General features: G+C 73.0%; 26 protein-coding genes and 1 pseudogene. 14 read left to right on the top strand and 13 right to left on the bottom strand.

Annotation, left to right across the window (positions count from 1 at the left end):
* Positions 1–157: 157 nt before the first annotated feature.
* The 4 genes from BLA60_RS14180 to BLA60_RS14165 all read left to right on the top strand — a co-directional run bounded on the left by BLA60_RS14180 (position 158) and on the right by BLA60_RS14165 (position 5,438).
* Positions 158–1,534 (top strand): cytochrome P450, encoded by a 1,377-nt coding sequence (locus BLA60_RS14180; RefSeq protein WP_075133294.1) that lies wholly within the window; start codon positions 158–160, stop codon positions 1,532–1,534.
* 71 nt (positions 1,535–1,605) lie between these two features.
* Positions 1,606–2,298: a response regulator transcription factor gene (locus BLA60_RS14175; RefSeq protein ID WP_075133293.1), complete on the top strand. Its 693-nt coding sequence runs from the start codon at positions 1,606–1,608 to the stop codon at positions 2,296–2,298.
* Between the two features lie 29 nt (positions 2,299–2,327).
* Complete coding sequence (locus tag BLA60_RS14170) at positions 2,328–3,680, top strand: sensor histidine kinase (protein ID WP_075133408.1); 1,353 nt, start codon at positions 2,328–2,330, stop codon at positions 3,678–3,680.
* 63 nt (positions 3,681–3,743) lie between these two features.
* A complete protein-coding gene (locus tag BLA60_RS14165; protein WP_084734903.1) occupies positions 3,744–5,438 on the top strand; it encodes a trypsin-like peptidase domain-containing protein in 1,695 nt (564 codons plus the stop codon).
* 178 nt (positions 5,439–5,616) lie between these two features.
* Here BLA60_RS14165 and BLA60_RS46210 read toward each other — a convergent pair whose 3' ends face one another.
* Genes BLA60_RS46210 through BLA60_RS14140 form a run of 5 tightly spaced genes read right to left on the bottom strand, consistent with a single transcriptional unit; the run spans position 5,617 to position 9,137 of the window.
* Positions 5,617–6,045 carry a hypothetical protein gene (locus tag BLA60_RS46210; protein WP_075133292.1) on the bottom strand — a complete coding sequence of 143 codons (429 nt, stop codon included), beginning with the start codon at positions 6,043–6,045 and terminating at the stop codon, positions 5,617–5,619.
* Positions 6,042–7,175, bottom strand: coding sequence for a molybdopterin-dependent oxidoreductase (locus BLA60_RS14155; protein ID WP_075133291.1), 1,134 nt, complete (start codon positions 7,173–7,175; stop codon positions 6,042–6,044). The genes BLA60_RS46210 and BLA60_RS14155 overlap by 4 nt, the downstream gene beginning before the upstream one ends.
* Positions 7,172–7,792, bottom strand: coding sequence for a class I SAM-dependent methyltransferase (locus BLA60_RS14150; RefSeq protein ID WP_075133290.1), 621 nt, complete (start codon positions 7,790–7,792; stop codon positions 7,172–7,174). Before BLA60_RS14150 ends, BLA60_RS14155 begins: the two co-directional genes overlap by 4 nt.
* Entirely contained in the window at positions 7,789–8,457 is a 669-nt protein-coding gene (locus tag BLA60_RS14145; RefSeq protein WP_075133289.1) for a TIGR04282 family arsenosugar biosynthesis glycosyltransferase, read from the bottom strand. Before BLA60_RS14145 ends, BLA60_RS14150 begins: the two co-directional genes overlap by 4 nt.
* Positions 8,454–9,137 (bottom strand): glycosyltransferase family 2 protein, encoded by a 684-nt coding sequence (locus BLA60_RS14140; RefSeq protein ID WP_075133288.1) that lies wholly within the window; start codon positions 9,135–9,137, stop codon positions 8,454–8,456. The genes BLA60_RS14145 and BLA60_RS14140 overlap by 4 nt, the downstream gene beginning before the upstream one ends.
* A gap of 145 nt (positions 9,138–9,282) precedes the next feature.
* On the opposite strand from BLA60_RS14140, the gene BLA60_RS14135 reads away from it, so the two are divergent.
* The gene (locus BLA60_RS14135; RefSeq protein WP_075133407.1) at positions 9,283–10,647 is read left to right on the top strand and encodes a hypothetical protein; all 1,365 of its coding nucleotides are present in this window, start codon (positions 9,283–9,285) and stop codon (positions 10,645–10,647) included.
* Positions 10,648–10,663: 16 nt separating this feature from the next.
* On the opposite strand, the gene BLA60_RS14130 is transcribed toward BLA60_RS14135, so the two are convergent.
* Positions 10,664–11,710 carry an NAD-dependent epimerase/dehydratase family protein gene (locus tag BLA60_RS14130; RefSeq protein ID WP_075133287.1) on the bottom strand — a complete coding sequence of 349 codons (1,047 nt, stop codon included), beginning with the start codon at positions 11,708–11,710 and terminating at the stop codon, positions 10,664–10,666.
* 184 nt (positions 11,711–11,894) lie between these two features.
* On the opposite strand from BLA60_RS14130, the gene BLA60_RS14125 reads away from it, so the two are divergent.
* From BLA60_RS14125 to BLA60_RS14115, 3 genes are read left to right on the top strand one after another with little or no spacing between them, the layout of a single operon-like run.
* Entirely contained in the window at positions 11,895–12,419 is a 525-nt protein-coding gene (locus BLA60_RS14125) for an alpha/beta hydrolase family protein (RefSeq protein ID WP_075133406.1), read from the top strand.
* Entirely contained in the window at positions 12,416–13,102 is a 687-nt protein-coding gene (locus BLA60_RS14120) for a response regulator transcription factor (protein ID WP_245811972.1), read from the top strand. Before BLA60_RS14125 ends, BLA60_RS14120 begins: the two co-directional genes overlap by 4 nt.
* A 4-nt stretch (positions 13,103–13,106) precedes the next feature.
* The gene (locus tag BLA60_RS14115; RefSeq protein WP_075133404.1) at positions 13,107–14,156 is read left to right on the top strand and encodes a sensor histidine kinase; all 1,050 of its coding nucleotides are present in this window, start codon (positions 13,107–13,109) and stop codon (positions 14,154–14,156) included.
* On the opposite strand, the gene BLA60_RS14110 is transcribed toward BLA60_RS14115, so the two are convergent.
* Positions 14,153–16,075 (bottom strand): GH25 family lysozyme, encoded by a 1,923-nt coding sequence (locus tag BLA60_RS14110; protein ID WP_075133286.1) that lies wholly within the window; start codon positions 16,073–16,075, stop codon positions 14,153–14,155. The genes BLA60_RS14115 and BLA60_RS14110 overlap by 4 nt on opposite strands.
* Before the next feature lie 127 nt (positions 16,076–16,202).
* Between BLA60_RS14110 and BLA60_RS14105 the strand changes: the two genes are divergently transcribed.
* Both BLA60_RS14105 and BLA60_RS14100 read left to right on the top strand, forming a co-directional pair.
* Positions 16,203–16,577: a VOC family protein gene (locus tag BLA60_RS14105; protein ID WP_075133403.1), complete on the top strand. Its 375-nt coding sequence runs from the start codon at positions 16,203–16,205 to the stop codon at positions 16,575–16,577.
* Between the two features lie 475 nt (positions 16,578–17,052).
* Positions 17,053–17,553: a MogA/MoaB family molybdenum cofactor biosynthesis protein gene (locus BLA60_RS14100; protein WP_075133285.1), complete on the top strand. Its 501-nt coding sequence runs from the start codon at positions 17,053–17,055 to the stop codon at positions 17,551–17,553.
* A gap of 258 nt (positions 17,554–17,811) precedes the next feature.
* Here BLA60_RS14100 and BLA60_RS14095 read toward each other — a convergent pair whose 3' ends face one another.
* The 4 genes from BLA60_RS14095 to BLA60_RS14080 form a co-directional block, all read right to left on the bottom strand.
* Positions 17,812–18,000 (bottom strand): hypothetical protein, encoded by a 189-nt coding sequence (locus tag BLA60_RS14095; protein ID WP_075133284.1) that lies wholly within the window; start codon positions 17,998–18,000, stop codon positions 17,812–17,814.
* Positions 17,997–18,611, bottom strand: a complete 615-nt coding sequence (locus tag BLA60_RS14090) for a dihydrofolate reductase family protein (protein ID WP_075133283.1) — start codon at positions 18,609–18,611, stop codon at positions 17,997–17,999. The genes BLA60_RS14095 and BLA60_RS14090 overlap by 4 nt, the downstream gene beginning before the upstream one ends.
* Before the next feature lie 127 nt (positions 18,612–18,738).
* Positions 18,739–19,239 (bottom strand): large conductance mechanosensitive channel protein MscL, encoded by a 501-nt coding sequence (gene mscL, locus BLA60_RS14085; protein ID WP_075133282.1) that lies wholly within the window; start codon positions 19,237–19,239, stop codon positions 18,739–18,741.
* 32 nt (positions 19,240–19,271) lie between these two features.
* Positions 19,272–19,931: an SAF domain-containing protein gene (locus BLA60_RS14080; RefSeq protein WP_084734902.1), complete on the bottom strand. Its 660-nt coding sequence runs from the start codon at positions 19,929–19,931 to the stop codon at positions 19,272–19,274.
* Between the two features lie 67 nt (positions 19,932–19,998).
* Here BLA60_RS14080 and BLA60_RS46420 point away from each other — a divergent pair, with 67 nt between their 5' ends.
* On the top strand, positions 19,999–20,274 hold the full coding sequence (locus BLA60_RS46420) for a hypothetical protein (protein ID WP_342744743.1): 276 nt from the start codon (positions 19,999–20,001) through the stop codon (positions 20,272–20,274).
* A 14-nt stretch (positions 20,275–20,288) separates the two neighbouring features.
* Here the strand turns inward: BLA60_RS46420 and BLA60_RS46415 are convergent.
* A pseudogene (locus BLA60_RS46415) lies at positions 20,289–20,429 on the bottom strand (FmdB family zinc ribbon protein); the annotation flags it as partial.
* A 102-nt stretch (positions 20,430–20,531) separates the two neighbouring features.
* Entirely contained in the window at positions 20,532–21,101 is a 570-nt protein-coding gene (locus tag BLA60_RS14070) for a 5-formyltetrahydrofolate cyclo-ligase (RefSeq protein ID WP_154814334.1), read from the bottom strand.
* A 108-nt stretch (positions 21,102–21,209) separates the two neighbouring features.
* Between BLA60_RS14070 and BLA60_RS14065 the strand changes: the two genes are divergently transcribed.
* The 3 genes from BLA60_RS14065 to BLA60_RS14055 are packed head-to-tail and all read left to right on the top strand — an operon-like array spanning position 21,210 to position 24,003.
* Positions 21,210–22,088, top strand: a complete 879-nt coding sequence (locus BLA60_RS14065) for a UTP--glucose-1-phosphate uridylyltransferase (RefSeq protein ID WP_245811971.1) — start codon at positions 21,210–21,212, stop codon at positions 22,086–22,088.
* Between the two features lie 21 nt (positions 22,089–22,109).
* On the top strand, positions 22,110–23,333 hold the full coding sequence (gene glp / locus BLA60_RS14060) for a molybdotransferase-like divisome protein Glp (RefSeq protein WP_075133277.1): 1,224 nt from the start codon (positions 22,110–22,112) through the stop codon (positions 23,331–23,333).
* Positions 23,326–24,003 carry a GNAT family N-acetyltransferase gene (locus BLA60_RS14055; protein WP_075133276.1) on the top strand — a complete coding sequence of 226 codons (678 nt, stop codon included), beginning with the start codon at positions 23,326–23,328 and terminating at the stop codon, positions 24,001–24,003. Before glp ends, BLA60_RS14055 begins: the two co-directional genes overlap by 8 nt.
* Positions 24,004–24,090: the final 87 nt, after the last annotated feature.

The following is a 24,090-nucleotide window of genomic DNA, read 5'->3' as shown; positions in this document are numbered from 1 at the left end:
GGACCTGCGCACCGGTACTGACCAGGAAAATCCTGTACTGCCAAGGAGTTCCCAGCGGCCGTGAACACGGTGCCGACAAGGTCTGGTCCATTTTCTGGCATGATGTCCCGACGCGCGCCGGCGAGGTGCCGGCCATTCGGGGAAGGGCGGCCTACTCATGCCTGGCCAGGTGTCCACCGACGAGCCGACATCCCGATCGCTGCCAGGCTCGGGGAACTTCGTCCGGACCACACTGACCTTCCAGCGCTCCCCACTGGACTTCCTCGGCGACATGTTCCAGGACTACGGGGACATCTGCACGTTCCGGTTGGCCGCCAACAAGGTCGTGGCACTGTCGCACCCGCACCACGTCAAGCACGTCCTCCAGCAGCGGGCCGGCAACTACACCCGCAGCACCGCCGCGCACAAGATGGCCCGCAACATCTTCGGCAACGGGCTGTCGGTCATGGAGGGCGGGCCGGTGTGGCGTCGTCAGCGCAGGCTGATGCAGCCCTCGTTCCACTACCAGCGGGTCGCGTCCATGAGCGACCACATGGTCGCCGTGATCAACGACCGGCTCAGCTGGTGGGACCAGGCCGCGGCCGACGGCGAGGTCATCGACATCAACGACGAGATGCGCCGGCTGACCTTACGCGTGGTGGCGCGGGCGCTGTTCGCGCTGGAGGAGGGCCCGGTCGTCGACCGGTTCGCCAACGCCATCGAGACGCTCGACAGCGAGCTGACCGCCTACATGCGCTTCCCGCTGCTGCCGCTGTCGGTGCCGACCGCCGGGCACCGCCGCTTCCACACCAGCCAGGCGATCGTCGAGGAGATCATCGACTACGTGATCACCGAGCACATGGTCGACGACCATGACCGCGGTGACCTGCTGTCGATGCTGATCCAGACCGAGGACGAGGACACCGGCGAGCGGATGTCCGAGCGCCAGCTGCGCGACGAGGTGTTCACCATGCTCTTCGCCGGCCACGAGACCGGCGCCAACATCCTGACCTGGGTCTTCTACCGCCTGGGCCGCCACGCCGACATCCAGCAGCGCGTGCAGCAGGAGATCGACCACGAGCTCGACGGCCGCGACCCGACCCTGGCCGACACCACCAAGCTCACCTACACCCGCCTGGTGATCGACGAGGCGCTGCGGATGTATCCGCAGCAGTGGCAGGGCTGGCGGCGCTGCGTGGAGGAGGACGAGATCGGCGGCTACCGCGTCCCCGCCGGCACCGACATCTTCTTCAGCCCCTACCACCTGCACCGCCACCAGGACTTCTGGGACGACCCGGACGCCTTCCGCCCGGAGCGGTTCGCGCCAGAGGAGGTCGCCCGCCGCGACCGCAGCGCCTACATCCCGTTCGGCTCCGGCCACCACATGTGCATCGGCAACCAGTTCGCGCTGACCGAGATGCTGCTGGTGATCGCGAGCGCGGTGCAGCGGTACCGGTTCGAGCTGACCACTGACAAGCCGGTCGAGCCCAAGCCGCTGATCACCCTGGGCCCCGACCAGCCGGTCCTCACCAGGCTGCTGCCCAGGGCCCGCTGACCGGCGGTTTTGTGGCGCGATTCTCGGGGGCTTCTCAGGCGCGTCTCAGCAGCGGGCGCGACACTGGCCGCATGCGCATCCTCGTTGTCGACGACGACCGGGCCGTTCGGGAGTCGCTGCGACGGTCCCTGCAGTTCAACGGTTACCAGGTGGACCTGGCCAGCGACGGCGCGCAGGCGCTGGACTCGATCACCGCCGACCGCCCGGACGCGATGGTGCTGGACGTGATGATGCCGCGCGTCGACGGCCTGGAGGTGTGCCGGCGGCTGCGCGGCACGGGCGACGACCTGCCGATCCTGGTGCTCACGGCCAGGGACACGGTGTCCGACCGGGTCGCCGGCCTGGACGCCGGCGCCGACGACTACCTGCCCAAGCCGTTCGCCCTGGAGGAGCTGCTGGCCAGGCTGCGTGCGCTGCTGCGCCGCCGCAGCTTCGACCCGGCCGGCGGCCAGGAGGCGAACCGGCTGTCCTTCGCCGGCCTCGAACTGGACCCCGGAACCCGGGAGGTGCGCCGGGGTGAGCGGCCGATCAGCCTCACCCGCACCGAGTTCGCGCTGCTGGAGCTGCTGCTGGCCCACCCCAAGCAGGTGCTGACCCGCAGCCGCATCCTGGAGGAGGTGTGGGGCTACGACTTCCCGACCTCGGGCAACGCGCTGGAGGTCTACATCGGCTACCTGCGCCGCAAGACCGAGGCCGACGGTGAGCCGCGGCTGATCCACACCGTGCGGGGCATCGGCTACGTGCTGCGGGAGACGCCTCCGTGAGTTCGGCGACCATCGTCAGCCGCCGGCGGATGTCGCTGCGGTCCAGGGTGACCTGGCTCGTGGCGAGCTGTGTGGCCGGCGCGGTCGCCCTGGTGTCGCTCGGTGCCTACCTGACGGTCAAGGAGAACCTCTACGCCCAGATCGACAACGCGCTGATCCGCAAGGCCACCGAGACGGTCAAGTCCGACGTCATCGCCAACACCCCCAGCGGCAGCTTCCCGGCGGCGTTCCTGCAGCTCAGCGACGTGCAGTTCGCGGTGATCGACGCCAACGGCCGGGCGCTGTTCCCGGAGGAGGACCTGCCGCCGATCGGCGGCACCGAGGTGGGCGTGGCCCGGGGCCAGGACAACGGCGAGATCCGCACCGACCTGCGCACCGACACCCGGGTGCTGTCGGTGCGCTACGGGGACGGGCAGGCGCTGGTGCTGGCCCAGTCGCTCAAGCCGACCAAACAGCAGCTGGCCGACCTGGCGTTGGTGCTGCTGCTGATCGGTGGTGCCGGGGTGGTGGTGGCGGCGCTGGCCGGCACGGCCGTGGCGCGCACCGGGCTGAGCCCGGTCCAGCGGCTGACCAGGGCGACCGAGCGGGTGGCCAGAACGGGTGACCTGCGCCCGATCCAGGTCGACGGCGACGACGAGCTGGCCAGGCTCTCGCACAGTTTCAACGTGATGCTGGCGGCGGTGTCCGACGCGCAGGACCGCCAGCGGCAGCTGGTGGCCGACGCCGGCCACGAGCTGCGCACGCCGCTGACCTCGCTGCGCACGAACCTGGAGCTGCTGCTGTCGGCCGAGCGCCCGGACGCCCCCACTCTGTCCGAAGTGGACAGATCGGAGATCCACGCCGACCTGCGCGCCCAGCTCGACGAGCTGACCCAGCTCATCGGCGACCTGGTCGAACTGGCGCGCGAGGACGGCCCGGGGCAGGTCCGGGAAAGCGTCGACATGGTCGAGCTCACCGAACAGGCCCTCGACCGCGCCCGCCGCCGCGCCGGCGACGTGCACTTCGAGGTCGACCTGCGACCGTGGTTCCTGCTCGGCGACCCCGCCGCCCTGGAACGGGCCGTGCTCAACCTGCTGGACAACGCCGTGAAGTTCAGCCCGCCGGGCGGGACCGTGCGGGTCGACCTGCGCCCGGCCGGGCACGGGTACGCGTTCCTGCAGGTCGCCGATGCCGGGCCGGGGATCAAGGACAGCGACCTGCCGTACGTGTTCAACCGCTTCTACCGCTCGGACGAGGCGCGCACGCTGCCCGGCTCCGGGCTGGGCCTGGCGATCGTGAAGAGCGCGGTCGAGCGGCACGGCGGGGCGGTGTACGCGGGGCGCTCGGCCGACGGCGGCGCGCTGATGGCGATCCGGCTGCCCGGGGCACCTTCGACGGGCTGAACTCACCAGGTCCCCATAGGTTGGTCTCAGGCCGCTCTCAGGACGAGCACGCAAGGTGATGACATGACCGAGGACAACCGGGACACCACCCCCGAGGAGCCGACGCGCCGGCCGGACGACGGCCCGCCGGCCGACCGGACCGGCTCCACCCCTGGTGACCAGCCCACCGCAGCCCCGGGGACCCCGCCCTCCGGCGAGCCGTCCTCGACGTCGCCCTACGCCCGTCCGCCCAGCGCCCCGACCCCGCCCGCCGACCCGGCCCCGCCCGCCGCGCCCTACGGCGCGTCGCCCGCCGGCGGCGAACCGGCTCCCGGCTCGTCGCCCTACGGCACCCCGCCCTCCGCCGACCCGGCCACCCCGCCCTCCGCCGGCCCGCCGGCCGGTGAACCCGCCACGGGTTCGACCACCCCGCCCGCCGGGCCGGTTTCCGGCTCCTCGCCCTACGGCGCCTCGCCCTACGGCTCCCCGGGCACCTCCCCGTACGCCAGACCCGGCTCGTACGGCCAGCAGCCGGCCGGATCGTCGGCCGGATCGTCGGCCGGATCGTTCGCCGGGTCCGGCGAGGACACCCCGCCGCGCGGGTTCCCCGCCCAGGGCGAGCGCGTCCTCTACGGCACCGCCTTCACCCAGGGCGGCACCCACACCTACAGCCCGCCCTCGGCCGCCCCCACCCCGCCCGGGGCGCGACCGGGACGCCGGACCAACGGGCTGGTCGTCGGGCTCACCGCGCTCGCGCTGCTGGTCGGGGGCGGCGCGGGCGCGGTCGGCGGCTACCTCGTCGCCGAGAACAACACCTCCGGCGGACCCGTGCAGAACTCCCTGGACACCCCGCCGCCGACCGAGCAGACCTCGGCCGCGCCGGCGGGCTCGATCGAAGCGGTGGCGCAGAAGGTGTCGCCGAGCGTGGTGCAGTTGAAGGTGCGTGGCCAGACCTCGGCAGGGGAGGGCTCCGGCTTCGTGATCAGCTCCGACGGGCTGATCGTCACCAACAACCACGTCGTGGAGGCCGCCGCGCGCGGCGGCGAGATCGTCGCCGTGTTCCACGACGGCAGCACCGCCTCGGCCGACATCGTCGGGCGCGACCCGACCTCGGACGTCGCCGTCGTGCGGGCCGACCGCACCGGCCTGCCGGTGGTCGACCTCGGCCGCTCCGACGACCTGCGGGTCGGCGAGGGCGTGGTGGCCTTCGGGTCGCCGTTCGAGCTGTCCGGCACGGTCACCTCCGGCATCGTCAGCGCGCTGCACCGCCCGACCAGGGCCGGCGGCGAGGACGGCTCGCAGGCCTCGGTGATGGACGCCATCCAGACCGACGCGGCCATCAACCCCGGCAACTCCGGCGGGCCGCTGGTGAACATGCAGGGGCAGGTCGTGGGCATCAACTCGGCCATCTACAGCCCCACCCAGAGCGGCTCGGTCGGCATCGGCTTCGCCATCCCCATCGACCAGGCCCGACGCACCGCCGACGAGATCGTCGACACCGGCAAGGCCACCCAGACCGTGCTCGGCGTGACCGTCCGGGACAACGAGGAGGGCGGCGCGCTGATCGTCGAGGTCAGCCCGGACGGGCCGGGCGCCAAGGCCGGTCTCAAGCAGGGTGACGTCGTCACCAAGCTCGACGACCGGCGGATCGACACCTCCGACGCCCTGGTCGCCGCGGTCCGCTCACACGCCCCTGACGACAAGGTCACGCTCGAGTTGAGCAACGGTTCGCGCACAGTTGACGCGACTCTTGCCGGACAGGAGGTTGAAACTGAATGATTAGCATGTCAACCACCTGACCCCTGGAACGCTCGGCCCCAGGAAGGGGCCGAGACCAACCCCGGCTCGATGCCCCCGGGCCGGAAAGAGCTCCTCGCGGGCTCTGCACGACGGCACCGCACGCGGACGGATCACCCCTCGCTCGCCCGCGTGCGGTGCCCTTTTGGGAGCCGTCGGCTCACTGTTCCCGACGACCCCGTCCGGTCAGGCCGGCCGTCACACCGGCTGTCAGACCGGCGACGGCGACCCCCAGCCACACCACGCCCAGCGCGACGGCCAACCCGGTGACGTAGTCCCGGTCATGCAGCCCGGGGTTGGTCGCCACGCCGAACGGACGCCACAGCAACGGCACGGCGAGCAGGGCGAGCAGCCCGCTCAGCGCCGCCCCCAGCGCGACCGGCGCCCGCCACGCCACCGGCACCACCCGCGCCACCGCCAGCCCGGTGAGCCCGACCGCCGGCGCCACCACCAGGTCGTGCACCAGCGGGGCGCCGACCAACCACACCAGGACCTGCGCCCAGTTCCGGGCGCCGAGGGCGAACTCCAGCGCCAGCCACCCGCCCCACGCGAGCGCCGCCACGCCGGCGAGCGCGAACACGGCCCTCACCGCGGCTCCACCTCCAGTCGCGTGACCCACTTGGTCTGCGTCACCCCCGGCCGGCTGGGCGCGATCAGCCGGCACGGGTACCCGTGGTCCAGTGCCAGTGGCTCGTCACCCAGCCGCAGCGCCAGCAGCGTTGCCGGGTCGGCGGCGTGCGCGCCGGGCAGCAGGCTCGACCGGTACGCGCCCCGCCGTTCCAGCGACCGCACCCGCACCGGCGACCCCGGCGCGCCGCCGGCCAGCCGCAGCAGGTCGGCCACCGGCACCCCCGTCCAGGACGCCGACTGGTTCCACCCCTCCACACACGCGATCGGCAACGACGCGCTGGTCTGCGGCAGCGCGCGCAGCTCGGCCAGGGAGAACGCCCGGGTGCCGCCCGGGGTCACCACCGTGAGCCGCCACGAGTCGTCGACCGCGCGTACCCCGGCCGCCCGCGCCGTGCGGTTGACCGGCACCCCCTGCGGCCCCCGGTCCGAGCGCCACGACAGCGGCGACACCGGGCGCAGCAACGGAACCGCGGCGCCGGCGGTGGCGACCACCGCGACCCCGGTCGCCAGCCCCGTGCCCCGCAGGAACCCCCGCCGGGTGAGGATCCCGCCGGGCGGCGCGGACCGCTCCCCGCCGTCACCTCGGGTGAGCCCGCGCCGGATCACCGGCAGCTTCACCGCGACATGCACCAGCACCGAGCCGATCGCCAGCCACCCGGCCACGTGGTGCGCGGCCGGGAAGCCGAACCCCCACACGTAGTTCTGCGCCACGTTGAACAGTCCGGTCACGACCTCGAACAACGCCGCCCCGGACAGCACCAGGATCGACCCGCGCTCGATCGCGTGGGGCAGGGACCGCACCAGCGGTCGCGCGAACAGCTTCGGGTAGACGCTCCACAGCTTGGCCAGCAGCAACGGAATCGCCGCGACCCCGGCCACCACGTGCGCGCCCTGGGTGACCCGGTAGAGGTCGACCGGCGAGGTCGGCCAGCCCGACCCGGCGCGCGCGAGCTGGCTGAGCAGGCCGGTGAGAAAACAGATCCCGAACGCGATCCCCAGCCACAGCCCGATCCTCGCGGTCACCCGCTGGTCGTGCGCCGCACCGCGGAAGTCCCGCTCGGCGGGCGGCCGCAATTTCCTGCCCGTCATGCCCGTACCTGCGCGAACCACCGGCCGCCGGCCTCGCGGACCCAGCCGGTCGACAGGCCGGCCGCACCGGCGACACCGGCCACCGCGTCCGCCGCCAGCCACGCCCAGTCGAACCAGGCGCCGCCGGTCGCCGCCGTGGCCACCCGCACCCGGCCGTGCCGCACACCGCCGCCGGGCGGGTCCACCTCGATCAGGGCGCTTCCGCCGGCGCGCAACAGTTCCCGGACGCGGCCCAGCAGCCTGACCGGGTTGCCGCCGATGCCGATGTTGCCGTCGACGAGCAGGACGTGGTGCCACCAGCCCTCGCCGGGCAGCCGGTCGAACACGTCCCGCCGCACCGCCGGTGCGCCGGCCGCGACCGCCAGCCGCACCGCCACCGGGGACACGTCGGTGCCCAGCGCCGGCACGCCGCGCGCGCACAGGGCGGCCACCATCCGTCCCGGGCCACAGCCGACGTCCAGCGTCGGTCCGGTGCAGTGCCGCAGCAGCAGTTCCTCCCCGGACTCCGGGGCGGCCCGCCAGCGGTCGGTCGGCAGGGCGATCCGCTCGCCGTCGCTGCGCTCCAACCAGCAGGGCTGGCCGAGCAGACCCGGCGCGAACGCGTCGGTGGTGATCACCCGGCCACCGCCGCCAGCTCCCGCGCGAAGCGCGTCCCCGGTGCGATCGCCGCCACCCTGACCGCGTCCACCATGGTGTCCACATCGGACAACACGGGCAGCAGGTCCACTCGCAACCCGTTGTCGCGCAGCGCGAGCAGCGTCCGCGACCCGGTGTCGGACCGGGACATCGGCACCGAACGCAACGCGGCGGCCTCGGCGGGGGAGCGCAGGCCAAGACCCCACCACCCGCCGTCGCTGGCCGGCCCGAGCACCGCGTCCGTGCCGTCAGCGACCAGCCGCACCACCGCCGAGGCCAGCACCCGCTGGCTGACCTGCGGGGTGTCCATGCCGATCTGGAGCACCGCCAGCCCGGGAAAGCGCTCGCCGACCTCGGCGTGCGCGTTCACCAGCCGCTCGGCGAAGCCGTCGCCGCGCTGGTCGATCACCGTGCACGCCGCCAGCTCCCCGGCCAGCTCGGCGGACCGCTCCGCCGCCGCCAGCTCGCCGGTCAACGCCACGACCGGGACCACGCCGGGAACCGTCCGTACCGCAGCCAGCGTGTCCAACAGCGCCGCCGCCGCCAGCCGGGCGGCCAACCGGTCGCCGACCGCGCGGGCCAGCCGGGTCTTCGCCAGGCCGGCGACCGGCGCCTTCGCCACCACCAGCAGACACACCTCACTCACGACGACACCCCCTCGCGGGCCCGGTCACGCGCCCGCAGCACCGTCGCCATGTCCCGCACCGCCCGCGCGGTGCCGAGCGGTGAACCGGACACCTTCGAGCGGGTTCCGGCCGTGCGCGGACGGTAGGCCACGTCCAGCTCCGCCACCGGCCAGCGCGCGTCGGCCGCCCGCAGCAGCAGCTCCAGCGGGTAGCCGAACGCGCGGTCGGTCACCCCGAGGTCGAGCAGGTCCTCCCGGCGCACCGCCCTGGCGGGCGCGAGGTCGGTCACCGGAAGTCCCCGCCGGCGCACCAGCGAGGCCAGCAGCCGGTTGCCCAGCCGTGCGTGCCACGGCCACGCCCCCCGGGCGACCGGGACCCGCCGACCCAGCGCGAGCCGCGCCCCGCCGGCCACCGCCGACACGAGGCCGACGAGGTCGGCGGGGTCCAGCGAGCCGTCGGCGTCGAGGAAGCACACGATCTCCGACCCGGCGTTGAGCAGTCCTGTGTGGACAGCGGAGCCGTAGCCCGGCCTCGGCTCCAGGACGACGGTCGCGCCGTGCGCGGCGGCCACCTCCGGCGACCCGTCGGTCGATCCGTTGTCCACCACGATCGGGCGGTAGCCCGGCGGCATCGCGGCGAGCACGCCGGGCAGGGCAGCCGCTTCGTCCAGGCACGGCAGCACCACGTCAACTTGGTCCATGCCAGCAGAAGCTAGGCCCACCCAGGAAGGTCGGAAACCCTTGTGACGCTTACCAAAATATGACGTCGCCGAAGTTCTTACGGAGTGCTGACGGATGCCGGTACCGCCCGGCCCGAGCACCCCGCCGGGCCTACCGTTGGCCGCCGTGCCCACTGTCCCGACCCGACACCGCCCGCCCGCGCGCACCGGCGCGCGCGCCGACCTGATCGCCGGCACCGCGGCCTGGGTGCTCGTGGCCGTCGCCCTCGCCGTGGGCATGCTCACCGACGCCCGGCTCTACGGCGGCGCCCAGTTCCCCAACGCCTCACCGCGTTTCGGCGAGTACCCGGTCCTCGCGCACCTCGCGCCGCACCTCGGGCCGGGCACGCCGCTCGCGGTCCTGCTCGCGGTCGCCGTGGTCGCGTGGGGTCCCACACTGGCGCGACGGCTGCGCTGGCGCGTCCTGCTGGCCACCGCCTACCTGACCTCGCTGGCCTGGATCCTCGCGCTGGCGCTGGTCGACGGCTGGCGCCAGGGCGTGGTGCACCGGCTGGCGACCCGCGACGAGTACCTGTACGAGGTCCCCGGGATCACCGACATCCCCACCATGCTGCGTACGTTCACCACCAGAATCCTGTCCCAGCAACCGGACTCGTGGACGACACACGTCTCCGGGCACCCGCCGGGCGCCACCCTGACGTTCGTCTGGCTCGACCGGATCGGGCTCGGTGGCCCCACCGCCGCGGCCCTGGTGTGCGTCGCGGTCGCCGCGCTGGTCGCGGTGGCCGTGCCGGTCACCGTCGCCGCGCTCGGCCGCGCCGACCTCGCCCGCGCGGCGGTGCCGTTCGTGTGCCTGCTGCCGGGCGCGGTGTGGCTGGGGGTCTCGGCCGACGCGATGTTCGCCGGCGTCGCCGCGGTCGGGGTGATGCTGGTGGCCCTCGGCGCTGCCAGGGGAGTGATGCCGCTGTGCGCAGCCGGCGGCGCGGTGCTCGGCTGGTCGGTGTTCCTGTCCTACGGCCTGGTGCTGATGGCCCCGGTCGCCCTGGCCGTCGTGTGGGTGACGCGGTGCTGGCGGGCGCTGGCCCACGCCGTGCCGGCCGCGCTGGCGGTCGCCGCGGTGTTCGCCCTCGCCGGGTTCTGGTGGCCGGAGGGCTACGAGTTGGTCGTGCGCCGGTACTACGAGGGGATCGGTGCGGTCCGCCCGTACTGGTACTGGGTGTGGGCGAACCTGGCGTGCCTGGCGCTGGTGGTCGGCCCGGCCGCCGCCGCCGGGCTGCGCCGCGCCGCCCCCCGGTTTCTGACCCCGCGTCCCGACCCGGTCGTCGCACTGGTCGCCGCCGCGGCGCTCGCGGTGGTGGCCGCCGACCTCTCCGGCCTGTCCAAGGCCGAAACCGAACGGATCTGGCTACCGTTCGCGGTGTGGCTGGTGGTCGCCGCCGCGCTGCTGCCCAGGGCGTCGTGGCGGTGGTGGCTGGCGGCCCAGGCCGCGACGGCACTGGCGGTCAACCACCTCCTGCTGACGAACTGGTGACTGGATGAGTGCCCCCTCAACCGGCCACCGGGGCGCGGAGCGGGGCGTCGGCGAACTCGGCCACCCCCTGGGCGAACGGCGTCGCGGCGCGGAAGCCGAGGAGTTCGCGGGCCCTGGCGGGATCGGCGACCACGTGCCGCACGTCGCCGGGGCGGGCGCCGCCGACGACCTCGGGGGCGGGGCCCGCGCAGGCCCTGGACAGCTCGGTGGCCAGGTCGAGCACGGTGCGCGGATCGCCGGAGCAGACGTTGACCGGGGTCAGGGCGCCCTGGCGGGCGGGGGTCCCGGCGGCCAGCACGTTGGCCAGGGCGACGTCGGTGACGTGGACGAAGTCCCGGAGTTGGTGGCCGTCCTCAAGGACGGTGGGCGGCTCGCCCCGGTGCAGGGACGAGCGGAACAGCGACGCCACGCCGGCATAGGGCGTGTCGCGGGGCATCCGAGGGCCGTAGACGTTGTGGTACCGCAGCGCCCAGACCGCGCCGCCGGTCTGCCGGGCCCAGGCCGACGCGAGATGTTCCTGGGCGGCCTTCGTCGCGGCATAGGTGCTTCTCGGGTCGATCGGGGCGTCCTCGCCGACGAGGGCGGGGGTGAGGTCGCCGCCGCAGGTGGGGCAGGGCGGTTCGTAACGACCACGGTCGAGGTCGCCGGCGGTGCGGGCGGGCGGCCGGACCGGGCCGTGTTCGGGGCACCGGTAGCGGCCCTCGCCGTAGACGACCATGGAGGAGGCGAGGACCAGGTTCGCCACGCCGGCGCGGTACATCTCGGTGAGGAGCACGGCCGTGCCGTAGTCGTTGTGCAGCACGTATTCCGGGATGTCGGACGGGTCGAGTCCGTGGCCGACGACCGCGGCCTGGTGGCAGACGACGTCCACGCCCCGCAGCAGCCGCGCGACCAGCTCCGCGTCCCGGACGTCACCGACGACCACCGACCGGTCCGTGCCCTGTGGCCCGTGGGCCTTCGGCAACAGGTTGTCCAGCTGGACGGTCTCGTGGCCGTGTTCGGTGAGCAGGTCGGCGACGTGGGAGCCGACGAAGCCTGCCGCGCCCGTGATCAGCACTCGCATGCTCCCGACGCTAGGGCGACGGGAGCCGTGGGACGCCCGCCAGGACGACCACGTCACCGAATCGTCAGATCCTCGGCGTCCGGCCCGGTGACCAGCGGGCCGGCACGAGGACGCCGCCGTGCGCTGGTCGCCGGGCCGCCGGCGTCCGCTCCGGCTGGTGGACCCGGACCGTACTGTGACCGGCATGAGTCGTGTCGCCGTCGTGTTGCCCGGGGGCAGGTTCGGGCCGCACGCGCCGTTGCTGATGTACGCCGCCGACGCCGCCGAGGCCAGGGGCGCCACGCCGCACCACGTCACCTGGGACCCGCCCTACGACCCGGCCGCCCTGCCGCTGGAGCGCGCGGAGCGGTGGGTCGCCGAGCAGGTCCCGGCCGGGGACCTGCTGATCGGCAAGTCGCTGGGCAGTCTCGGCGCGGGGGTGGCCGCCGCGCGCGGGCTGCCGGCGGTGTGGCTGACCCCGCTGCTGACCATCGCCCCGGCCGCGACGGCGCTGCGCCGGGCCAGCGCGCCGGTGCTGCTCGTCGGCGGCACCGCCGACCCGGTCTGGGACGGTGCCCTCGCCCGGGAGATCACCCCGCACGTCCTGGAGGTCGAGGGCGCCGACCACGGCATGTACGTTCCCGGGCGGCTGGCCCGCTCGGCCGAGATCCTCGGGCGGGTCGCGACCGCCGTCGAGGACTTCCTCGACGACGTCGTCTGGCCGGCGTGACCGCCGTCCTGGTCGTGGACGACGACCTGACCGTGCGTGACGTCGTGCGCCGCTACCTGGAACAGGCCGGGCACCGGGTGGCGCTGGCCGACAACGGCGAGGACGCGCTGGCCTGGGTCGCCGGGAACTCCCCGGACCTGGTGGTGCTGGACCTGATGTTGCCGGGCATCGACGGCCTGGAGGTGTGCCGGCGGCTGCGGGCCACCAGCACGGTCCCGGTGATCATGCTGACCGCGCTCGGTGAGGAGGAGGACCGGATCGCCGGGCTGAGCCTGGGCGCCGACGACTACGTCACCAAACCGTTCAGCCCCAAGGAACTCACCCTGCGGGTGGGCTCGGTCCTTCGCCGCGCGGCCACCCCGCCCCCGCCGCCGCCCAGCAGGGTCCTCGCCGACGGCGACCTGGTCCTGGACCTGTCCGCGCGGGCCGCCACGCTGCGCGGCACCGGGCTCGCGCTGACCACCCGCGAGTTCGACCTGCTGGCCTTCCTGCTGGCCAACCCCGGCGAGGCGTTCGACCGCGAGCAACTGCTGGAACGGGTGTGGGGCTGGGACTTCGGCGACCAGTCCACAGTGACCGTCCACGTGAGACGACTGCGGGAGAAGGTCGAGCCGGTGCCGGCGAAACCGGTCCGGATCGTGACCGTGTGGGGACTGGGGTACCGGTATGACCCCGCGTCCTAGCCAGCTGATCGACCCTGGCGAGTCCTTCGGCGACCTGCTCACCCACGCCCTGCACATCCTGCCGGTGGCGCTCGCGCTGGTGGCGCCGGTCGTCGCGCTCGGCGCCGCGCTGCTCTACCGGGTGCGGCGCGGCTCGCTGGCGCTGACGATGACCGTGCTCGGGCTGGTACCGGTGATCGCGATGCTGACCGGCGTGCTGGGAGTCAGCGGGTTCATGTTCACCGCGACGTTCACCACCGTCGCGCTGGTGTGCCTGCTGGTGGTCGCGGTGACCCTGCCGGTGGCGCTGATGCTCGGCCGGGCCATCGCCCGGCGCAGCGTGTGGGAACGCGAGGCGCGGGAACGCGAACGGGCCGCCGAGGCGTCCCGGCGCGAGCTGGTGGCGTGGATCAGCCACGACCTGCGCACCCCACTGGCCGGCATCCGCGCCATGGCCGAAGCGCTCGCCGACCGCGTGGTGGCCGAACCCGGCGAGGTCGCCGGCTACGCGCACCGCATCGGCGGCGAGACCCGGCGGCTCTCGGACATGGTCGACGACCTGTTCGAGCTGTCCCGGATCACCGCCGGCACCCTGGCGCTGACGATGTCGCAGGTGGCGCTGCGCGAGGTGGTCGGCGACGTGCTCGCCGCCCAGACTCCGCTGGCCACCCGCAAACGCGTGCGGGTCCTCGCCGACGCCGCGCACGCGCCGGTCGTGCTCGGCAGCGACCCCGAACTCGCCCGCGTCGTGCGCAACCTGGTGTCCAACGCGATCCGGCACACCCCGCCGGAGGGCACGGTCGCCGTCCAGCTCGGCGTCGAGGGCCGACACGCCGTGCTCGCCGTCGACGACGCCTGCGGCGGCATCCCCGACGGCGAGCTGACCAGGGTCTTCGACGTCGCGTTCCGGGGCTCGGCCGCCCGCACCCCCAGCCGCACCGACGACGACCAGGTCGGCGGCGGGCTCGGCCTGGCGATCGCCAAAGGCCTGGTGGAGGCGCACCACGGCCGGATCGGCGCCCGCAACCACGGGCCCGGCTGCCGGTTCGAGGTGCGCCTACCGCTGGCCGGCTAGACCGTCACGAAGTAGCCGGCCAGGTCGGCGACCAGGTCGATCGTGCCGAAACCGTTGTAGAGCCACACCTGCGAGCCGGTCCCGACAGCCGTCGACACCAGGTTCGACGACGTCTGGCCGGCCACCAGGTTCAGGTTGGACGAGCCGGGCCGCACCGGCGCCGCCGCCGTCCTCGGGAAGACGGTGACGTAGGTGCCGACGGTCGGCGCGACGCCGGTGACGTTGAGAACCGCGCCCGCCGTGCCGTCCTGGCCGTAGGTGGGCAGCGACACCGCGCTGCCGCCACCGGTGGCCGGAACCCAGGTCACGGCCGCCGAACGGGTGTCAAGCAGCCGACGCGGGACGACCGCGACGAACCGCGCGCCGCCACCGGGCGCGTAGTACCCGGCGAGGTCGGCGAGCAGATGCACCGTGCCGGAGTTGTTGTAGAGATTGACCGACCGGTCGGCGCCGAGCTTGACGGTGACCAGGTTCGGCGTCGGGTCGGCGCCCCGCACGTTCAACGCCGACACGTCCGGCCGGGGCGCACCCGTCGGCCAGGCCGTGACATACGTGGAGCGCGAGGCGGACACGCCGGTCAGCGTCAGCGTCACCGCCGTCGCGTCCGCCGGCACGGCCGCCGACAGGTCCAGCGTGTGCGTGGCGCCCTGCCCGACCGGCGCGCCGGCGCGGGTGTCGAGCACGCGCCTCGGCGCGAGCGGGGTGTGCAGCCCGGTGGCGTCGGGGGCGTACCAGCCGGCGAGGTCGGCCAGCAGGTGGGTGCTGCCGGTGTTGTTGTACAGCCGCACGATCCGGTCCGCGCCGACCTGCACGGTCACCAGGTTGGACCGGATCTCGCCGGCCGCCAGGTTGAGGTTGGACACCGTCGGCCGGGGCGCCCCGTCGGGCCACACGGTGACGAAGGTCGGGGAGGTGGTGGTGACCCCGGTGACGTTGAGCACCGCCGCCGTGGCGCCCGCCGGCAGCCGCGACGACAGGTCGAGCACCACCGACCCGCGCGGCCCGACCGGCGCGCCGGACCGGGTGTTGAGCACCCGCACCGGGTCCACGGCGGTGTAGCCGGCCGGCGCGGAGGCCTGCGTGGCGAGCGCGTCCAGCGTGGCCTCGCCGCCCCGGACGTAGTTGAGGTCGGTGTTCGCGTCGATGCCGGGGACCGTGCCGGTGGCGGTGTACTGCCAGAGCGTGTAGTCCGGCCAGCCGGCGGGCATCGTCGGGGTGGGGGCGTAGGAGGCGACCCAGAGTGGGTGGCTGGCGAACGCGGCGCTGCCGCCGGTGCAGTCCCGCCACCAGCTGGCGGCGGTGTAGATGATGGCGTCGGTGCCGGTGCGCCGCTTCACCTGGTCGACGAAGTCGCGGATCCAGGTCACCATCTGGGCCGGGGTGAGGCCGTAGCAGTGGTCGGTGCCGTCGTCGTCGACGTACGGGTTGGCCTCGACGTCCAGGGCCGGGGGCAGGGTGCGCCCGTCCTGCCGGTAGTTGGCGCGGTCGAGCAGGAAGTCGGCCTGGGCCGCGCCACCGGTCACGTTCGGAATCGCGAAGTGGTAGGAGAAGGTGTACAGCCCAGCGCCGCTGGCCCCGGTCTGGTCCCCGGCGTGGTGCGGGTTCGTGTAGTAGTCCCCCTCCGAGGCCTTGATCCCCACGAACCGGTACCCGGCGCCGGCGACCTGCCCCCAGTCGATCGCGGCCCCACCCGGATGCTGGTGACGGGCGACGTCGATCCCCTGGACGTCGGCGGCGGCGGCGCGCGGCGTCCCGACACCCTGCGCGGTCAACTCGGCGGTCATCCGGGGGCTGTGGGTGTTGTCCACGTTGTCCCGCACGACCCCGTCGACAACGGGCGGTGTCGGGCCCTCGGCCGCGGCTGTTCCACTGACCACGCCGCCGCTCGCGAACGTCGCCGCCGCGAGCAGCCCTGCCATGACACTTCGAACAACAGGCACTCTGACCTCCAGTTTCGCTGTGCTGGCCTCTCTATCGCGAGAAATCACCGATGGTTACACCGCTTGGTGACCAGCTCACCGCGCCGGGGTGTCCTAGTTTGTGGTCATGATCGCCACGCTCCAGTGCATAGTCCTCGACTGCCCCGACCCCGCCGCCCTGTGCCGCTTCTACGCGTCACTGCTGGGCGGCAAGATCGACACCCCCGATCCTCGCTGGTCCCTCGACGAGGACTGGTCGACGCTCCACCTGCCCAGCGGGATGGTCCTGGCCTTCCAGCGGGTCGCCGACCACCGCCCGCCGCGCTGGCCCGACCCCGCCCACCCCCAGCAGTCCCACCTGGACCTCGGTGTGCCCGACCTCGACCAGGCCCAGTCCCACGCCGAAGCCGCCGGCGCCACCGTCCTCGACGCGACCCCCGACCGAAGCTGGCGCGTCCTGGCCGACCCGGCCGGCCACCCCTTCTGCCTGGTCCGCGACTGACCTTCCCCGGCGGGGCCTGAGACACGCACCTTGAGGTAGGGGAGCCGGATCACCCAACCGTCCACAAGGGACACACCGCGCACCCGCCCTGGGCGTCGCGGACCCGCGCCGGGTCGCTGGCGGCGTAGCCGGCCGTCTCGGGGCCGTGCGGTGATGACGTGTGGCTGCCGTGACAGTGGGTCCGGCCCAGCCACTCCCGTCCACCGGATTCCCGCGATGATCACCGGTGGGGCCTCCGTCCACGTCACCGGCTCGGCTCTTGGCCCAGGCGATCCACGGCCTCGACTTCGCCCGGTGAGTCCGATGTCCTGGCTCGTCCACCCGGTTCGCGCCCGATCACGTCACGGTCGACGGAGCGCCACCGGCGAACCCACGGTGCCCGAAGTGCGGTGGCGTCGTCGGGCGGTCGGGAGGGTGGTCGCGCGAGCCCGGACCGTCGCCCCCCTTGTCGGTGGATCCGGCTACGGTGGCAGGCATGGAACGCAGCGCGCAGCGGCTCGGCAGGGCCCTCATCGTGATCGTTGACGACCGGGTGGCCCACGGGGAGCACGAGGATTCCGTCGGCCCGCTGGTCACCGAGCTGCTCGAGGAGACCGGGTTCATCGTGGACGGGATCGTCGCGGTGGCCGGTGAGACCGTGGATATTCGGAACGCGTTGAACACCGCCGTCATCGGGGGCGCCGACCTGGTGATCACCGTCGGCGGCACCGGCGTGTCCCCCCGCGACGTGACCCCCGACGCCACCCAGGGAGTCCTGGACCGCCCCATCCCGGGCATCGCCGAGGCGATCCGCTCGTCCGGCCTGGCCGCCGGAGCCGTCGACGGCGGCATTTCCCGTGGCCTGGTCGGCATCTCCGGCAGCACCCTGGTCGTCAACCTCGCCGGCTCCCGCTCCGCCGTCCGCGACGGCATGGCGACCCTGTCGTCCCTGGTACCACACGTCATCGACGAACTGTCCGGCCTGGACCCCAACTGACCCAACCAAAACCGGCCCGGCCCCGAACCCGGATCCACTCCGGCCAACCGACCCCGCACCGGCCTCATGCGCCTGCCCCCGGTTCCGGCTGGGCCGGATCGGTTGGGCTGGGGTCTCGGATGTTCTGGTCTCGGACCGGGTCGCGTTCGGCCGGGCCTGGTGCGGGCCGGTCCGGAGCGGGCGGGGCTCGGACCTGACCGAGCCCACGCCCCCCTGGGTGCTAACCGTTCCCCGGGGCGGGAGTCGGAACGGGGCGGGTCAGTCGCGGTCGTGGTGTGGGGGGCGGTTCTGCTCGTACCACGAGTCGCGGTCGTCGGTGGGGGGCTGCGGGTCTCGTTCGTCCGAGGTGGTGGTGGGCAGAACGTCTCCGAAGACCTCGTCCAGGGTCGGGCGGCGGCGATGAGGGCGAGGGGCGGGGCGGTGCTCGTCCTCGGGGTCGTTGGTCACCCCGCCATCGTCCACCCAACGGGCCCGGGACGTGGGGCGACCCGGTAGCGGAGGTGGTTCGCCGAACCGCCGCGCGGAGCCCGGGCCGGAACCAGGGCCGCCTGTTCACCGGCGAACAGGCGGGTGCCGGAGCCGAGCAGGAACGGGGCCACGTGGAGGTGGACCTCGTCGAGCAGGTTCGCCCGCAGCAGCGCCCTGGCCACGTCGGAACCCAGGACCACGACGTCCTTGGCGCCCGCCGCCGCCCTGGCGCGGGCGACCGCCTCCCGGAGACCCGTGAAGGCGAAGGTCCCGCCGTTGTCGCCGACCAGGTCCGGACGCGCCCGGTGGGTGACCACGAAACTGGCCTTTCCCGGCCACGGCGTGCCGCCCCACGGCTCCAGGCCGAGATCGAACGTGCGGCGGCCGATGATCACGGCCCCGACGGAGTCGTCGACCTCACCGCGGATCGTGCGGTCGACCTCGTTGGCCGACTCGTCGGCGGACTCGGTGCCCGACATCCAGCTGTGCAGGAACTCACCACCGTCGCCCATCGGCTCCGCCCGGCGGACGTTCGGGCCGGCGGTGAAACCGTCGAGCGACACCGACACGTCCAGTACGACCTTGCTCATCGTCGACCTCCTGATCGTCGGTGCCGCCGTCGGGCACCGTCAGGAGGAAGTCGGCGGCCGTCGGCGTCGTTCGACATCTCTCGCTGAGGAACTGTGCTTTCCGGTGTTCCTTCCTTTCTGGATGGCGTCAGTAGCCGGGTTCCGGGGGGTAGTTGGGGCCCCGGGGCGGCTGCTGGCCAGGCGGCCTCTGCGGCGGGTACTGCTGGCCGAACGGAGGCTGGTGCTGGGCGGGCATCGGCCGCTGTTGCTGGCGGAGCAGGTCGCGGATCTCGGTGAGCAGTTCCACGTCGGTGGGTTCGACGAGATCCGGATCCTGGCCCCGCCGCCGGCGTTCCTGGAGCTTGTTCATCGGGAAGACGAGGATGAAGTAGACGACGGCGGCAACGATCACGAAGTTCAACCCGGCGGTGATGATCGCGGCGAAGTCGATGGTGGACTTGTCGTTGCCGTCCACGATCGTCCACGACAGGCCGGTCACGTTGGCGCCGCCCAGGGCGGCGATCAGCGGCTGGATCAGGTTCTCGGTGATCGAGGTGACGATCGCCGTGAACGCCGTGCCGATGACCACCGCCACCGCGAGCTCGATCAAGTTGCCGCGCATCAAGAATTCCTTGAACCCCTTCAGCACGTCACTGCTCCTTCCCGTTCGGCTGCGCTGAGTCAACGGAGCGTAACGGCAACGGGTTGTCCCAACGAGACGGACGCCAGTCGGGTCGCCGTGTCCGGCGGTACGGCGATCACCACCAGGCGACCTGGCTCGTCGGACGTCTCGCGAACCGTCACGACCGTGGCGCCGGCCGCGAGCACGACACCGGGCGACCCGGTGCCTGGCGAGGCCGTGACGACGTCGATCCGTGCGCCGGGGGTGAGTAACGCGGCCACCTCCGGATCGGCCAGACGGACCGGGACACCGACCGCGGACGGGTCGCCGGTGGTCAGCCGGGTGTTCTCGCGCCCGACCAGGCGGGTGCTGGTGAGCGGCTCGCCCCGGGACGCGGCACCGGCCAGGACACGGCCGGACGCCTGGTCGGCGGCGGTGAGGGCCGAGTCGGGCAGCAGCGACTCGGGGGCCCGCACGATCCGCAGGTCGGCCGCGCGCAGGGTCGAGCCGGGCGCCAGGTCGCGGGCGGCGACCAGCAGCGGCACCGTGGGCTCACCGGCCGCGCGGGGCGGCGGGCGGACCCACGCGACCACCGCCAACAGCACCAGCACGGTGGCGACGACGCGGCGTAGGCCGCCCAGCCGGGGCTGGGCGTGCCGGGAGAGGAGCTGTCGGAGGCGGTCTCGGGTCAGGGGCGTCAGAGGTGGCGTGAGAGGCATGCCGACGACGCTACGAGGAGAACGGGCTCCTCGGGGAAGTCGGACCGTGACCTGTGGACAACTCGGGGTGAGCGAGCAGCCTGTGGATAACTCGACCCGTCAGGACGCGACGGCGGTCGTGCTCGTGCTACTGCTGGAAGAGGACGACGACGTCGACGACGAGGTCGACGAACCCGAACCCGAGGACGACGAACCCGAAGACGAACCCGAAGACGAACCCGAAGAAGAATCCGAGGAGGACGAGGAGGTGGTCGATGTCGACTTGCTCTCGGACGAGGACGAACCGGACTCCGCCTTGGCGGGCGTCGAGGAGGACGACTCCGAGCGGCTGTCGTTGCGGTAGAAGCCGCTGCCCTTGAACACCACGCCGACCGAGCCGTAGAGCTTGCGCAACTGGCCCGAGCACTCCGGGCACTCGGTCAGCGACGCGTCGGTGAAGGACTGCACCGCCTCGAAGCGGTGCTCACAGGCCTTGCAGGCGTACTGGTAGGTGGGCACGGGCGGTTCCTCTCCCCGGTTCTGGCACTCGTGCGATGAGAGTGCCAAACCATTCTGCGACAGGCCGCGCCCGGAGCGCAAACCTCCTCGGGCCCGCGTGCGTCACACGAACCGGAGCAGACCCCGGTTCGGCGTGAGCACGGCCGTCATCCGCACGTCGTGCGGCTCGCTGGGCAGCGCCTCGAAGATCTCCTGGTCACGCACGATCGCCACCAGCTCGGTGCCGTTCGAGGCCAGGGGTAACGACTGGTCATAGTGGCCGGCGCCCCGCCCGAGCCGTACGCCGTTGCGGTCGACGGCGAGCGCGGGAACGAGCACCATGTCCGCGATCCGGAGAGCCGAGACGCCGAGAAGTTCGCCGTTGGGCTCGCGCAGCCCGTACGGTCCGGGCACCAGCGAGTCCTTACCCGCATACCAGCCCCACTCGAGCGGCCCCTGGTTGGTCACCACCGGCAGCAGCACGCGTGCGCCGTAGTCGTTCAGCTCGTCGAGCATCTGGACCGAACCCGGTTCGGAGGCGATCGGGACGAACGCGCACACCGTCTGCCCAGGGCGGACCACCCTTCCGCTGGTCAGGTGTGTGGACAGGGAGATCGCCTCGGCGAAACGGACGCTCGCCGGTACGCGGCGGCGCTCGGAGAGCAGCTCCTTGCGCCACCGCCATTTCGTCAACGCGGCTGTCGGTTCTCGATCACTCCCAGGCCGGGCCACGACATGAGGTTAGGCTGGTTGTCCATGGCGCCATCTACCGCAGTCAGTTCCGACCCCGGTTCCGCGTCCGTGAGCGGCATCAGAACGGCCATCGTGCCGGCCGCCGGGCTGGGCACACGGTTCCTGCCGACGACCAAGGCCGTGCCGAAGGAATTACTGCCGGTCGTGGACACCCCGGGCATCGAGTTCGTCGCGGCCGAGGCCGCCGAGGCGGGTGCGCGGCGCCTGGTCATCGTGACCTCGCCGGGCAAGGACGCGGTCGCCCAGTACTTCCAGCCGCAGCCCGAGTTGGAGCAGACCCTCGAACGCCGGGGCAAGACCGCACTGCTGGAGAAGGTGCGCCGCGCCCCCGGCCTGCTCGAGGTCGAGACCGCCGTCCAGAAGGAGGCGCTGGGCCTCGGGCACGCCGTGGGCTGCGCCGAGGGCAACCTGCGTCCCGACGACGACGTGGTCGCGGTCCTGCTGCCCGACGACCTGGTCCTGCCGACCGGGGTGCTCGGGCGGATGGCCAGCGCCCGCGCCGAGCACGGCGGCACGGTGCTGTGCGCGTTCGACATCCCGAAGGAACAGATCTCCGCCTACGGGGTGTTCGACGTCGCCGACACCGACGACCCGGACGTCAAGAAGGTCAACGGCATGGTCGAGAAGCCGGCGGTGGCCGACGCCCCGTCGACCTTCGCCGCGGCCGGGCGCTACCTGCTCGACCGGGCGGTGTTCGACGCGATCAAGCGGATCACGCCGGGCGCCGGCGGCGAACTGCAGCTGACCGACGCCATCGCACTGTTGATCTCCGAGGGCCACCCCGTGCACGTCGTCGTGCACCGGGGTGGACGTCACGACCTGGGCAATCCTGGGGGTTTCCTGCGTGCCGCCGTGGACTTCGCACTCGCTCACCCGGAGTATGGGCCCGACCTGCGTGAGTGGTTGCGCGGGCGCGTGGAGGAATAGCGACACAGGGCGGGGTCGGGAATGAGGTCAGTCGACGAGCAGCTCGGCCGGGCGCTTGCCGCGGCCGTTCGGCCCGCACCGGTCCGGGTGGCCATCGCCGAGGCGCAGGGACTGCTCTGCGCCGAGGAGGTCGTCGCCGAACGTGCGCTGCCCGGGTTCGACCAGGCTGCGGTGGACGGTTACGCCGTGCGCAGCGTCGACGTCCAGGCCGCCGGCTCCGAGCCCGTGATGCTGCCGGTCGTCGGCGAGATCCAGGCCGGGTCCCGCCAACCGAGACGGTTGCAGCCCGGCCAGGCGGTCCGGGTGGACACCGGCGCGCCGCTGCCGACCCTGGCCGACGCCGTGGTCCCGCTCGGCTACACCGACGGCCACCACGCGAGGGTCGCGGTCAAGCAGCCGGTGCCCTCGGCCGCGTTCGTCCGGCGCACCGGCGAGGACGTGCAGACCGGGGACGTGGCCGTGCGCCGGGGTGCGCCGATCGGCTCGGCCCAGGTCGGGCTGCTGGCCGCCGTCGGCCGGTCCAAGGTGCTCGTCTACCCGAGGCCGAGGGTGTCGGTCATCTCGCTGGGCGACGAGCTGATCGACATCGACCGCACGCCGGGCCAGGGCCAGGTCTACGACGTCAACTCGTACTCGCTGGCCGCCGCCGCCCGCGACGCCGGTGCCGAGGTGAACCGGGTCGGCATCGTGCCGGCCGACGCCCGGCGGCTGCGCGAGCTCGTCGAGAGCCGGCTGCTGCTCTCGGAGATCGTGGTCATCGCCGGCGGGGTCGGTGGTGAGCTGGCCGAGGAGATCCGTTCGGCACTGTCCGAACTGGGCGACGTCGACATGACCCGGGTGGCCATGCATCCCGGCTCGGTGCAGGGCTTCGGGCGCCTTGGCCCGGACGCGGTGCCGACGTTCCTGCTGCCGTCCAACCCGATGAGCGCGCTGGTCGTGTTCGAGGTGATGGTGCGCCCGCTGATCAGGGCCGCGCAGGGCAAGCGCAACCCGCAGCGGCGCCAGATCACCGCGCGGCTGCTCTCGCCGATCGTGTCGGTCAAGGGCCGCAAGGGTTTCCTGCGTGGACAGTTGCTGCGCGACGAGAGCAACGGCGAGTACCTCGCCCAGCCGTTGGGCACGTCCGGTTCGCACCTGTTGGCCTCCCTCGCGGAGGCCAACTGCCTGATCCTGGTGGACGAGGAGACCACCGAGGTCGTCGTCGGAGAACAGGTGCAGGTCAGTTTCCTGGCGCAACGTGGCTGAAGGGACGGCCCACGGGGTGAGTTGGTCGGTGCCGCAGGGACGGCATCCAGGGTGGCCGGCCCGGTTAGGCGCGCTGCGGGTGCCCGCCGGGGTGGTCGAGGTGCGCCCGCCCCGGCTGCTGGACGGGTCGGCGTGGAGCCGGGTGCGGCGCCGGGACCGGTTGCATCTGGAGAGCTGGGAGCCGACGGTGCCCGGCAGCTGGTCGGACAACAACTCGTCGCTGGCCTGGCCGGGGCAGTGGTCGACGCTGCGTGGGCTGGGCCGGCGGGGGATGTCGCTACCCTTCGTGATCGTCGTGGACGGTGAGTTGGCCGGGCAGGTGACCGTCGGCAACGTGGTGCGCGGGTCGCTGTGTTCGGCGTGGATCGGGTACTGGGTCGGCACCCACGCGACCGCCGGCGGGGTGGCGACCGGGGCGGTGGCCCTGGTGGTGGACCACAGTTTCCGGGCTGCGGGGCTGCACCGGCTGGAGGCGACCGTCCGGCCGGAGAACACCGCGAGCCTGCGGGTGCTCGGCAAGCTCGGCTTCCGGGAGGAGGGGATGTTTCGCCGTTACCTGGATGTCGCCGGGAGTTGGCGCGACCACCTGTGTTTCGCACTGACCACAGAGGACGTTCCGAATGGACTTGTCGCAGGTCTGATCGCTGATGGGCGGGCTGAACTGGTGTGATCATCCGCGGCGGGCACGGCGCGCCTCCGACACTGATGTGACTGTTGTGACTAACGTGGCGACGAGTCGCCGGAATCGTCACTGGGG

This window comes from Actinophytocola xinjiangensis (genome assembly GCF_001921215.1).
GTDB lineage: Bacteria > Actinomycetota > Actinomycetes > Mycobacteriales > Pseudonocardiaceae > Actinophytocola > Actinophytocola xinjiangensis.
The sequence above is the reverse complement of the archived record's forward strand: the minus strand, read 5'-3'. Positions and strand labels throughout refer to the sequence as shown.

What these genes read in the sequence shown, in the direction of transcription:
- BLA60_RS14180 (WP_075133294.1), top strand. Translation starts at nt 158, where the DNA reads ATGCCTGGCCAGGTGTCCACCGACGAGCCGACATCCCGATCGCTGCCA.
- BLA60_RS14175 (WP_075133293.1), top strand. Translation starts at nt 1,606, where the DNA reads ATGCGCATCCTCGTTGTCGACGACGACCGGGCCGTTCGGGAGTCGCTG.
- BLA60_RS14170 (WP_075133408.1), top strand. Translation starts at nt 2,328, where the DNA reads ATGTCGCTGCGGTCCAGGGTGACCTGGCTCGTGGCGAGCTGTGTGGCC.
- BLA60_RS14165 (WP_084734903.1), top strand. Translation starts at nt 3,744, where the DNA reads ATGACCGAGGACAACCGGGACACCACCCCCGAGGAGCCGACGCGCCGG.
- BLA60_RS14155 (WP_075133291.1), bottom strand. Translation starts at nt 7,175, where the DNA reads ATGACGGGCAGGAAATTGCGGCCGCCCGCCGAGCGGGACTTCCGCGGT.
- BLA60_RS14140 (WP_075133288.1), bottom strand. Translation starts at nt 9,137, where the DNA reads ATGGACCAAGTTGACGTGGTGCTGCCGTGCCTGGACGAAGCGGCTGCC.
- BLA60_RS14130 (WP_075133287.1), bottom strand. Translation starts at nt 11,710, where the DNA reads ATGCGAGTGCTGATCACGGGCGCGGCAGGCTTCGTCGGCTCCCACGTC.
- BLA60_RS14125 (WP_075133406.1), top strand. Translation starts at nt 11,895, where the DNA reads ATGAGTCGTGTCGCCGTCGTGTTGCCCGGGGGCAGGTTCGGGCCGCAC.
- BLA60_RS14110 (WP_075133286.1), bottom strand. Translation starts at nt 16,075, where the DNA reads ATGGCAGGGCTGCTCGCGGCGGCGACGTTCGCGAGCGGCGGCGTGGTC.
- BLA60_RS14105 (WP_075133403.1), top strand. Translation starts at nt 16,203, where the DNA reads ATGATCGCCACGCTCCAGTGCATAGTCCTCGACTGCCCCGACCCCGCC.
- BLA60_RS14100 (WP_075133285.1), top strand. Translation starts at nt 17,053, where the DNA reads ATGGAACGCAGCGCGCAGCGGCTCGGCAGGGCCCTCATCGTGATCGTT.
- BLA60_RS14090 (WP_075133283.1), bottom strand. Translation starts at nt 18,611, where the DNA reads ATGAGCAAGGTCGTACTGGACGTGTCGGTGTCGCTCGACGGTTTCACC.
- BLA60_RS14080 (WP_084734902.1), bottom strand. Translation starts at nt 19,931, where the DNA reads ATGCCTCTCACGCCACCTCTGACGCCCCTGACCCGAGACCGCCTCCGA.
- glp (WP_075133277.1), top strand. Translation starts at nt 22,110, where the DNA reads ATGAGGTCAGTCGACGAGCAGCTCGGCCGGGCGCTTGCCGCGGCCGTT.